This is a genomic window from Duganella sp. GW821-FHT07F09 (assembly GCF_059418705.1).
In genome coordinates, this window is record NZ_JBWKQJ010000001.1 from 356,962 (window position 1) to 368,526 (window position 11,565).

The following is an 11,565-nucleotide window of genomic DNA, read 5'->3' on the forward strand; positions in this document are numbered from 1 at the left end:
ATTCGATTGGAAGCGTTTCGCAGCGGATGAACGTAGACAGCGCCCCACAAAAAAACTACTTCAGGCCGCTGGCAGGCCATTATTCTAACAAAGGTCGGACCACGATGGCTGAATTACCAGTAGTAGATACCCCAACGGCAACGGTTGTTACCTTCCCGGATTCGCCGTTCAAATTGCACCAGCCCTTCCCGCCCGCCGGCGACCAGCCGGTGGCGATCGACAAGCTGTGCGAAGGCATCGACGACGGCCTGTTCTTCCAGACCTTGCTCGGTGTGACCGGCTCCGGCAAGACCTACACGATGGCCAACGTGATCGCCCGCAAGGGCCGTCCGGCGATCGTGTTCGCGCCGAATAAAACGCTGGCCGCGCAGCTGTACTCCGAGTTCCGCGAATTCTTCCCCGAGAACGCGGTCGAGTACTTCGTCTCGTACTACGATTACTATCAGCCGGAAGCCTACGTGCCGCAGCGCGACCTGTTCATCGAAAAGGATTCGTCCATCAATGAGCACATCGAGCAAATGCGCCTGTCGTGCACCAAGTCGCTGATGGAGCGGCGCGACGTCATCATCGTCGCCACCGTGTCGGCCATCTACGGTATCGGTAATCCCAACGAATACCACCAGATGATTTTGACCCTGCGCCAGAAGGACCGCGTCTCGCAGCGCGACATCATCGCGCGCCTGATCCAGATGCAGTACACCCGCAACGAGGTCGATTTCGGCCGCGGCACCTTCCGCGTGCGCGGCGACACGCTCGACATCTTCCCGGCCGAGAATGCGGAGCTGGCAGTGCGCCTCGAACTGTTCGGCGACGAGCTGGAATCGATCCAGCTGTTCGATCCGCTGACGGGCCGCGTCAAGCAGAAGATCCCGCGCTTTACCGTTTATCCCGGCTCGCACTACGTCACGCCGCGTTCGACCGTGCTGCGCGCGGTCGAGACGATTAAACTCGAACTGCGCGACCGCCTGGAGTTCTTCCGCAAGGAGAACAAGCTCATTGAAGAGCAGCGCCTCGAGCAGCGCACACGCTTCGATCTGGAGATGATGGCCGAAATCGGCTTCACCAAGGGTATCGAGAACTACTCGCGCCACCTGAGCGGCGCCATGCCGGGTGAACCGCCGCCGACCCTGGTCGACTACCTGCCGAAGGACGCGCTGATGTTCCTCGACGAGTCGCACGTGTTGATCGGGCAGCTGAGCGCCATGTACAACGGCGACCGCTCGCGCAAGACCAACTTGGTGGACTACGGTTTCCGGCTGCCGTCGGCGCTGGACAACCGGCCTTTGAAATTCGAGGAATTCGAGCAGAAGATGCGGCAGACGATATTCGTCTCCGCCACGCCGGCCGACTACGAAAACTCGCACGCCGACCAGGTGGTCGAGCAGGTGGTGCGGCCGACCGGCCTGGTCGATCCGCTGATCATCGTGCGCCCCGCCCGTTCGCAGGTGGAGGACCTGATGTCCGAGATCACCGACCGCGTCGCCAAGAACGAGCGCGTGCTGGTGACCACGCTGACCAAGCGCATGTCCGAGCAGCTGACCGAATACCTGAGCGACCATGGCATCAAGGTGCGCTATCTGCACAGCGATATCGAAACGGTGGAACGGGTCGAACTGCTGCGCGACCTGCGCATCGGCACCTTCGACGTGCTGGTCGGGATCAACCTGCTGCGCGAGGGCCTCGACTTGCCGGAGGTGTCGCTGGTGGCGATCCTGGACGCCGACAAGGAAGGCTTCCTGCGCTCCGAGCGCTCGCTAATCCAGACCATCGGCCGCGCCGCGCGTAACCTCAACGGCGTGGCGCTGCTGTACGCGGACCGCATGACCGATTCGATGGAGCGTGCCATCGGCGAGACGGAGCGCCGGCGCGCCAAGCAGATCGCCTTCAACGCCGCCAACGGCATCGTGCCGCGCGGCGTGAGCAAGACCATCAAGGACATGATCGACGGCGTCTACAGCCCGCAGGACGCGCGCGAGAACCTGCAGGTGGCGCAGGAGGCGGCCAAGTACGAGTCGATGAGCGAGAAGCAGATCAGCAAGGAGATCAAGCGCCTGGAGAAGGCGATGCTCGATCACGCCAAGAACCTGGAGTTCGAAAAAGCCGCGCAGGTGCGCGACCAGCTGCATGGCCTCAAGCAGCAGCTGTTCGGCGCCCCGGGCGCGGACACGCCACTCACTCCGAACTGACCGGCGATATGACGAATCCGATTTTAAGCAGCGGCCCGCTGGGCTTCCCGTGGGCCACCATGGACCCGTTCCTGTTTTGCGTTCACCACGTCGACAAGTACCCTAAGGGCGATGGCAAGTTCGGTCCGGCCGCGTCGCTGGCGGGGCGTAGCCTGGGGCAGGATTTCATGAGCATCGACGGCTGGAATATGTACCACGGCGAGCAGGTGCCGGGTTTTCCCGGCCACCCGCATCGCGGCTTCGAGACGGTGACCATCGTGCGTCATGGCCTGATCGATCACGCCGATTCGCTGGGCGCGGCCGCGCGCTTCGGCGCCGGCGATGTGCAGTGGCTGACGGCCGGACGTGGCATCGTCCACTCGGAGATGTTCCCGCTGCTAAAGACGCAGGACGACAATCCGCTCGAACTGTTCCAGATCTGGCTCAACCTGCCGGCCCGCAGCAAGTTCGCCCAGCCCCACTTCACCATGCTGTGGTCGGAGGACGTTCCCAGGGAAACTGCGGTCGACGCAAACGGCGCGCGCACCGAGGTGGTCTGCGTCGCCGGACGCGTGGGCGGCGCCGAAGCCCTGCCTCCGCCTCCGGACTCCTGGGCCGCCGACGAGGACAGCGACGTCGCGATCTGGGTGGTGACGATGGAGCCCGGCGCGCAATGGACGGTGCCGGCCGCGCGCGGCGCCGACACCAAACGGGCCTTGTACTACTTCGACGGCGAGGGCGCCAGCCTTGGCGGCCACCCGCTGACATCGCGCAGCGTCAACGATGTACGCACCGACACGCCTTTACAGCTGGTGAACAGCGCGACCGGCAAGGCGCAGTTTCTGATCCTGCAAGGGCGGCCGATCGGCGAACCGGTGGTGCAATCGGGTCCGTTCGTGATGAACAGCGAGCAGGAGATCCGCCAGGCCCACGCGGACTACCGGCAGACCGGCTTCGGTGGCTGGCCCTGGCCGGATGGCGCCCCGGTGCATGGTGAAGATCCCACGCGCTTCGCGCGCCACACCGACGGCAAGGTCGAACGGCGCGAGAGTTAATTCCCCTCAGCGCTGTTTGACAAAGACCGCCACGGCCTCGCTCAGTTGCGGGGCCAGCGGCAGGTTTGGATCGCTATACGATGCCCTTTGCGCAGCGGGATCGGCAGGCACCATTTTCAATACATGATTCATCCCTTCGATGACCACCAGCTTGGCCGACGGCGCGGCGGCCGACAGTGCCTGCGCCTCTTTTACCGCGACCTGGATGTCGGTCGTCCCCTGCGCGATCAGCACCGGCATTTTCAGCGCGGCGATCGCCTTGCGCGGGTCGGTCTTAAAGGACGATATCAAATAAGGCTGCACCGACGGCCGGTACAACATCATCAGCTCCGGTGGCACATCTTCCACCGGTTTGCCCTGCTCCAGCGCGACCAGTATGCGTTCGTTCGCGCCTGACAGCGCGGGTGGAAGCTTAGGTTTGAGCTGATCGCGCAGGATGTCGGCCAAAGGATGGCCAGGGCCGGAGATCGACACGCAGGCATCCGCCTTGGCGCGCTGGCACGCCACCAGCGCGATCAGCGCCCCTTCGCTGTGCCCCGCCATCACCACGCGCGAGAAGCGCTTGTCCGTGCGCAGTTGGCGCATCCACACCACGGCGTCATCGACATAACTATCGAGGCGCAGATCGGATTCCTCCTTGACCAAACCGGCGCTGGAAGCGACACCGCGCTTATCGTATCGCACTGTCGCGATGCCTTGCTGCGCCAGCGATTCGGCCAGCATGCGCAGCGAATTGTTGAGCAAGGACGCGGGCGCGCTGTTGCCGTCGCGGTCTGTCGGCCCGGAGCCGGAGTGCAGCAGCACCACCGGCACCTTGGCGCCTCCCTCGGGTATCAACTCGGTGCCATACAAGGTTCCGCCCGCGACGGCCTGGGTAACCAAACGTTCGGTATAGCTGCCCGCGTGGGCGGCGCTGGACAACACCAGCATAGCGAATAAGAATTTACAGCGCATGGGCAAACCTCCGGTTAGTGCGATTCGAGTTGATGATTATTCTGCAGCTTCTTATAGTGCAGCAGCGAGTAGAGGACCACGAGCGGCGTCCATGCCAGCCCCAGTAGCAAGATGCCCCACCCCGGCGCATGCATCCACAGCGCCAGTAAGCCGAGCAAACCGCTGGCGACCATCAGCCGCGCCGCCATGCGGTGCGTGGCGTACCACACGCGCTCACTGGCCAACGTCCAGGGCGTGCGGATGCCGACGTAGAAATTGCGGCGGACCTTGCCCAAAGGGTTCCCCATGAGGATAAGCAGCAGGAACAGCCCCGCCGGCAATGCGCGCTGCATCGACACCTCGCCGCCAGTGCCAGCGATCAGCACCAGCGCGAACACATAGCCCAGCATACACACCACCAAGCCGGCGATGTAATAATAGGTCGGCAGGAACTCCGTCATGCCGAAGCGCTTTGGCGACAGCGCCGGTAACGCCAATCCCACCAGCGTGAACAGCGCCATGCCGCCGGGACCGAGCGCCCACATCACGGCGCGCCCGGCATAGCCGTCCACCTGGCCTTCGATGTTCCAGTGCACAGGCACCTGCTCGGGCAGCAGCGGCCAGCAGTACACGAGCGCCGCGCAGGCAGCAGCGATCAACAACAGACAGACGACGAGATAACGCGTTCTCACTTCTTTCTCCCTTTTTGCTCTGTTTTCTGTACGGGTCTGGCTTCTGTGTCGGTCAGATCCATCACCCACGCCAACACATCCTGCAGCACCGTGGTATTGAGCCCGTACCAGATGGTCTGGCCATCGCGCCGCCTGGTGATCAGGTCAGCCTCGCCGAGCACCGCGAAATGGTGGGACATCGAAGGCTTGCTCATATCGAAATGCCCCGCCAGATCGCCGGCCGTCATCTCGCCTTGCCGCAGCAGCCGCAGGATTTCGCGCCGCGCCGGGTCGGCGATGGCTTTAAAGGCGTTGTTGGAGGCATTCATTAGTCATTCATCTAATTAGACATTCATCTAACTATAGGCCGATAGAATCTCGCGGTCAAGCGATCTTTAGACGGGAGACTACCTGCGCGCCGGTTGGCGCGCATAGGCGAATTCAATAGAATTTAATAGACGGCCTGTCCGGAATCATCGAAGACGTGCCAACGCGCCTGCTCGACGCGGATCACCGCTGTTTGCCCGACCTGCCACCGCGCGTCGGCATCCACCCTTGCAATCAGCTGGGTCGCGCCGCCGTCGGGCGTCAGGTAAATGTAGCTGGCGTCGCCCAGCAACTCCGCCGCCTGCACCGTGACCGGAATGCCGGCGGCACCGTCACCCGCCGAATCAGGCGGCACCAGCGCCATGTGCTCGGCCCGCACGCCGAGCGACACCGGCGACCCGGGCGCCAGTCCATCGCGCGCGCCGATCGGCACCAGCGCGCCGCCGGCCAGCCGCACCGCCATCGCCTGCCCGGCCAGCAGCTCCACCACACCGGTCAGGAAATTCATCGCCGGCGAGCCCAGGAAACCGGCGACGAACATATTGGCCGGCCGCTGATACAGCTCCAGCGGCGCCCCCACCTGTTCCACCTGTCCGCCGCGCAGCACCACGATGCGGTCGGCCAGGGTCATCGCCTCAACCTGGTCGTGGGTCACATAGATCATCGTGCTGCCCAGGGTGCGGTGCAGGTTTTTCAGCTCGATGCGCATCTGCACCCGCAGCGAGGCGTCGAGATTGGACAGCGGCTCGTCGAACAGGAACACCTGCGGCTGACGCACGATCGCGCGCCCGATCGCCACCCGCTGCCGCTGCCCGCCCGACAGCTCCTTGGGCTTACGCTGTAACAGCGGCTCGATACGCAGCGTGGCCGCCGCCTGCTCCACCTTGGTCCTTATCTCGTCGCGCGACAGTCCCGCCATCTTCAGCGCGAAGCCCATGTTGTCGAATACCGTCATGTGCGGATACAGCGCATAGCTCTGGAACACCATCGCGATGCCCCGCGCGGCGGGCGTCACGTGCGTCATGTCGCGACCGCCGATACTCACCGTGCCTTCGTCGGCGGTTTCCAACCCGCAGATCGTGCGCAGCAAGGTCGATTTGCCGCAACCCGACGGCCCGACGAACACCACGAACTCGCCGTCGGCGATGCTCAGGTCTATACCGCGCAGGATAGGCTGTTGGCCGAACCCCTTGCGTATGCCGCGAATGTCTACTCCTGCCATGGCTTCCCCTCAACCCAACACCAGTTCGACGCGATGGACCGCGCCATCGCGCAGCAGCGGAATGCGCGCCACGCCGTCGTCGGCCGCGAGCGCCGTGCCGTCAAGGGTAACCGATACGACGTCCTTGGCGCTACGCCCGGGATTGAGTACCTTGATTTCGTAGCTGCCGCCGCCATCGGGCAACCGGTGGCGGATGCTGAACTCCGGCCAGTCGTCCGGGATGCGCGGCGCCATCACGATGGTGTCGCCGTCCTCGATCCTGAAGCCCAGCACCGACTCCAGCCCCACCCGGTACATCCAGCCGGACGATCCCGTGTACCAGGTCCAGCCGCCGCGCCCCACATGCGGCGCCTCGCCGTAAACATCGGCCGCGATGACATACGGCTCCACCTGATAAACGGCCACCGCCGCCATGTCGCGCGCATGGGTCACCGGACTAAGCATCTCCAGCAGCGGTGCGGCGCGGTCGCGGCGTCCCGCTTCGGCCATCGCCCGCACCACCCAGCATGCCGCATGGGTGTACTGGCCGCCGTTCTCCCGCACGCCCGCCACGTAGCCCTTGATGTAACCAGGATCGTTGGGCGTGTTGACGAAAGCAGGTGTCAGCAGCCGTATCAGGCCATCCTGTTCGGACACCAGCCGTTGCTCCAGCGCGTCGAGCGCCTGTGCCGCCCGTTCCGGCGGCGCCGCCTCGGAGATCACGGCCCACGCCTGCGCCAGCGCATCGATCTGGCATTCGTCGCTGTCCTTGGAGCCGATGACGGCGCCGTTGTCGTAATAGGCGCGGCGATACCATTCGCCATCCCAGCCGCCATCGTTCAGCGCATGGTCCAGATGATCGTGATATGCGCTGTAGATCGCGACGCGCGCGGTATCGCCGCGCCGCTCGCAGATCGGCAGGAAATCCTTGATGATGCGCGACAGGAAAAAGCCCATCCATACGCTTTCGCCGCGTCCTTCGCGGCCGACGCGGTTCATGCCGTCGTTCCAGTCGCCGGTGCCCATCAGCGGCAGGCCGTGCGCGCCCTGGGTCAGCGAGCGGTCCAGCGCGCGGCAGCAATGCTCGTAGACGACGGCGCTTTCGCCCGACAACGACGGTTTCAGATAAACCTCGTCCTCGCCCTCCTCCAGCAACGGCGCCGTCAGGAACGGTTCGACTTCATCGAGCACGCTCCAGTCGCCGGTGGTCTTGACATAGAAGGCGGTGACGTACGGTAGCCAAAGCAGGTCATCGGAGAAACGCGTGCGTAGTCCGCGTTCAAGCGGCGCGGTATGCCACCAGTGCAGCACATCGCCTTCGACAAACTGGTGCGCCGCGTGGATGCGGATCTGCTGACGCGTCAAGTCCGGACGCGCGTAAATCATCGCGCTCGAATCCTGCAACTGGTCGCGATAGCCCAATGCGCCGCCGGATTGGTAGAACGCCGAGCGTCCCCAAATGCGGCAGCTGAGGTTCTGGTAGGCCAGCCAGCCGTTCTGCATCAAATCGATGGCGGGCACCGGCGTGCGCACCTGCACGGCGCCGACGATGTCGCGCCAGAAGGCGGTGATTTCTTCGAGCGCCTGCTGAACCGCTCCTGGAGCTGCATAGCGCCGCACCAGTTCCAGCGCCGTCGCGCGCTCCTGCGTTTCGCCCAGCAGCACAATCCATTCCAGCGTGGCGCCCGGCGCCAGGTCATGCGTCGTCTGGAACGCCGCGCAGGGATCGAGGCCGGCGCCTGTCGCGCCGTTCAATTGTGCGCCAGCCAGCGCGGCAGGCTTGGCAAGGTCGCCGTGTTGGCCGATGAAGGCTTCGCGATCGGCGCTGTGATGCACCGCCGCTCCATCACCCGGCAAAGCGGCGGCAAACGTGACGCCGTCCGCGAACTGGCCCGCGAGTGGATTGGTCGCCAGCAGCGTTCCCGAGGCATCCCGCTCGGTGATGACGAACCGGCTGCTCTCGGCCGGCGTACCTCCCAACACCAGTCGCTGGTAAGAGAACAGCGACAGGCGGCGCGCAACCGCGTCGTGGTTGGTCACCCGCACACGCACGATCTTGACCGGATCATGGCGCGGCACGAACATCACGGTCTCCTGCTCCAGCCCATGGCTAAAATGATTGAAGCGTGTGTAGCCGAATCCATGGGCAGCCTCGTATCCCGCGCGCGCCGGGGCCGGACCGGGCACCGGTGACCAGTACTGGCCAGTGTCCTCGTCGCGCAGATACAGCGCCTCGCCGTGCGGATCGCGTATCGGATCGTTGGACCATGGCGTCAACCGGTGTACGCGGCTGTTGCGGCTCCAGGTGTAGCCCGCGCCACTTTCGCTGACCAAAAAGCCGAATCCCTCGTTCGATATCGCGTTGGTCCAGGCCAGCGGCGGGCGGCGCAGTCCATCGGCCGCGTTCCAGTCCATGCGGATCACATACTCGTCGCCGGCATCGGTAAACCCGCCATAGCCATTGAAGTGATGCAGCACGGCGCGGCCGGGCACCGTCGCAGGTCCATCCGCTTGCGCAGTGCGCATGGCAGGCGGCTGGGCGGCGGCGCCGACGTCGACATCCAGCACCGGCATTCGGCCGCGAACAACCAACAGCGCGGTCATTTCGATCAAGGCGAGATCCTGCTTTTTGAACTTTTCCGGTTTGCGCACATGGACGCCTTCCACATCCTTGTAAGAGCCGTCACCATCCAGCAGTAAGAGGTCGACCTTGAAGCCGTGCGCGGCCCAATAAGCGCGGGCACGCAGCATCAAACGGGCGTTGGCATCGTCGGCGCCATCGACCCACAGGACGGCCAACGGCCCGGCCGGAAGAGCGTAGGAAGAAACAACGGAAGCGATATCGGCGGAAGCTTCGACCTCACGCGCTGTATGGCGCGGTGCGCGCACCGCCGACTCGCCATACAGCATCGCCCCCGCCAAGCGCTGCAAATAAGTCGCCTCGTCCGAACTCAAACCCAGTCGCTGCTCCAGCGCCTGCTGGGCGGCGCGGGCGGCATTGATCGGCGCACGATCCGCCGGGTCCAGGCCGCCGGCTAACGCGAGCGCGTGCTCGCGACTGTCCGCCGCGCCCAGGATAAATGCCACGCTGGTGTGCGCGCCAGGCGCCAGCGTCACCGCCCGGCGCAAGCTGAATGCCGGATCGAGCACATTTCCGGCCGTGCCGGAAAGTTCTCCGTCCATTCCGGCCGGCGAGCGCAGCGCGCGTCCGCGTCCTATAAAGCGCGTGCGATCGGTCTCGAAGCCGGCGGCGTCGCCACCGGCGGCGGCGTGCACCATCCACAGCGCCGCATCGCCCTCGCCTCGCGGTCTGCGCCGTGCCAGCAAGGCGCCTGTGGCGGCGTCATGCTCGGTCTGCACAAACAATTTGGAGAAAGCCGGATGAGAAGCTTCATCCGCTTGTCGATTCAACACCACCTCCAGATAGCTGGTCACCTCGATATGGCGTTCGGTAGAGCCGGTGTTCTTGAGCACCACGCTGCGCAGTTCGAGGCCCCGCGCGGGATCGACGGCGATCTCCATATGCGCCGCGATGCCGTGCGCCGAGACGCCAATCCAGAAGCTGCCAGCCTCGCCGCCGGAGGTTCTGACCGCGTCCCCCGGCCCGCCAGGCTGCAAGCCCAGCGACCAGACCTCGCCGCTGACGGTGTCGCGCAGATAGACAAAATAGCCCTCGCCGTCCTCGACGCGGTCGCCGCTCCAGCGCGACAGGGCCATGTCGCCGACCTGGCTGAAACCCATGCCGGCGCCGGTGATCAACGTGGTGAAGCTGCCGTTGGAGAGCAGCCGCGTTTCACGCGCAAAGGTGTTTTCTAAACGATTATTCATGATGCTTATCCGGCTATTTGATTGAGGCACGCGCCATTGCTGGCGACGATATCGGCGTACAGCATGGCGCTGTCTTTCAGTGTGCGCTGCTGCGTTTCAAAGTTAACGTGGATGATGCCGAAGCGTTTGGAAAAGCCCAGCGACCACTCCAGATTGTCCAGTAGCGACCATACCATGTAGCCCCGCAGGTCGACGCCCGCTTCCAGCGCCGCGCTGATGGCGCCCATATTCTTGCGCAGGCAATCGACGCGCAGCGGATCGTGCACCCGCCCTCCCTCGGCCTGCGGCGGATCGTAAAACGCCGAACCGTTTTCCATCACATACAGCGGCGTGTCGCCGTACAGGCGTTTGAAGTTGACCAGCGTATCCGTCAGCCCCTGCGGGAACACCTCCCATCCCGTCTCCGTGTAGGTCGCCTGGGTCTGGCGGACCGGCGCCACTTTCAGCGGCCAGTTGGAGGGTTCATCGCGCACCACGCTGCGGGTGTAGTAGTTGATGCCGACGAAATCCAGCTTCTGGCCGATCAACTCGAAGTCGGCGGCGGGCCAGTCCGGCCAGGCGTCGCCGAACATCTGCTTGAGTTCCTGGGGGTAGGCGCCCAGGAAGATCGGATCGAGGTACTGGCGGTTCATGTAGGCGTCGGCGCGCCGGGTGGCATCGAGATCGGCCTGCGACTGGCTGGCGGGATATTTAGGTTCGATATTGACCACGATGCCTATTTGATGCCTTCCCATCTCCCGATAGGCCTTGACGGCGCTGCCGTGCGCGCGCATCAGGTTATGGCTGGCCAGCGCCGCCTCGTGCACGCTGCGATGCCCCGGCGCCAGGGTGCCATGCATGTAGCCGCCGTCGGTGACCACCCACGGCTCGTTGAGCGTGGCCCACGACTTGATCCTGCCGTCAAAGGCTTTGAACAAAATCCGCGCATAGTCGGTGAACCAGTCGGCGATGTCCGGATTGAGCCAGCCGCCCCTGTCGTCCAGCGCGGCGGGCAAATCCCAGTGGTACAGCGTGAGCATAGGCTCGATACCGTTGGCGAGCAGCTCGTCGATCAGGCGGCTGTAAAAATCCAGGCCCGCCTGATTCACGGCGCCGCGCCCTTGCGGCAGGACGCGGCTCCACGACACGCTGAAACGATAGGCTTTCAGCCCCAGCTTCACCATCAGGGCGACATCCTCCTTGTAGCGGTTGTAATGGTCGCAGGCGACGTCGCCGTTGTCGCCGTCGCGCACATTGCCCGGCACCGCGCAGAATCGCTGCCAGATGCTCGGACCAGCGCCGTCGGCCAGCGGCGAACCTTCGATCTGATACGCCGACGTCGCGCTACCCCACAGGAAGTCGCTGGGAAACTGGATGGATTTACTCATTTGATGATCCTTGTGATC

Annotated in this window: 8 protein-coding genes; 2 read left to right on the forward strand and 6 right to left on the reverse strand. The window is 64.3% G+C overall.

Annotated features, from left to right (window positions below):
- Positions 1 to 104 precede the first annotated feature (104 nt).
- Positions 105 to 2,186, forward strand: coding sequence for an excinuclease ABC subunit UvrB (gene uvrB, locus AC07P1_RS01650; RefSeq protein ID WP_494694197.1), 2,082 nt, complete (start codon positions 105 to 107; stop codon positions 2,184 to 2,186).
- Between the two features lie 8 nt (positions 2,187 to 2,194).
- Positions 2,195 to 3,220 (forward strand): pirin family protein, encoded by a 1,026-nt coding sequence (locus tag AC07P1_RS01655; protein ID WP_494694198.1) that lies wholly within the window; start codon positions 2,195 to 2,197, stop codon positions 3,218 to 3,220.
- A 6-nt stretch (positions 3,221 to 3,226) separates the two neighbouring features.
- Here the strand turns inward: AC07P1_RS01655 and AC07P1_RS01660 are convergent, their stop codons facing one another.
- The 6 genes from AC07P1_RS01660 to AC07P1_RS01685 all read right to left on the reverse strand — a co-directional run bounded on the left by AC07P1_RS01660 (position 3,227) and on the right by AC07P1_RS01685 (position 11,547).
- Positions 3,227 to 4,174 (reverse strand): alpha/beta hydrolase, encoded by a 948-nt coding sequence (locus AC07P1_RS01660; RefSeq protein ID WP_494694199.1) that lies wholly within the window; start codon positions 4,172 to 4,174, stop codon positions 3,227 to 3,229.
- Between the two features lie 14 nt (positions 4,175 to 4,188).
- On the reverse strand, positions 4,189 to 4,845 hold the full coding sequence (locus AC07P1_RS01665; protein WP_494694200.1) for an SdpI family protein: 657 nt from the start codon (positions 4,843 to 4,845) through the stop codon (positions 4,189 to 4,191).
- A complete protein-coding gene (locus AC07P1_RS01670) occupies positions 4,842 to 5,153 on the reverse strand; it encodes an autorepressor SdpR family transcription factor (RefSeq protein ID WP_494694201.1) in 312 nt (103 codons plus the stop codon). Before AC07P1_RS01670 ends, AC07P1_RS01665 begins: the two co-directional genes overlap by 4 nt.
- Before the next feature lie 122 nt (positions 5,154 to 5,275).
- Positions 5,276 to 6,373: an ABC transporter ATP-binding protein gene (locus AC07P1_RS01675; RefSeq protein WP_494694202.1), complete on the reverse strand. Its 1,098-nt coding sequence runs from the start codon at positions 6,371 to 6,373 to the stop codon at positions 5,276 to 5,278.
- A gap of 9 nt (positions 6,374 to 6,382) precedes the next feature.
- Positions 6,383 to 10,180: a GH36-type glycosyl hydrolase domain-containing protein gene (locus AC07P1_RS01680; RefSeq protein WP_494694203.1), complete on the reverse strand. Its 3,798-nt coding sequence runs from the start codon at positions 10,178 to 10,180 to the stop codon at positions 6,383 to 6,385.
- A 5-nt stretch (positions 10,181 to 10,185) separates the two neighbouring features.
- Positions 10,186 to 11,547 carry a GH1 family beta-glucosidase gene (locus AC07P1_RS01685; RefSeq protein ID WP_494694204.1) on the reverse strand — a complete coding sequence of 454 codons (1,362 nt, stop codon included), beginning with the start codon at positions 11,545 to 11,547 and terminating at the stop codon, positions 10,186 to 10,188.
- Between the last annotated feature and the right edge of the window lie 18 nt (positions 11,548 to 11,565).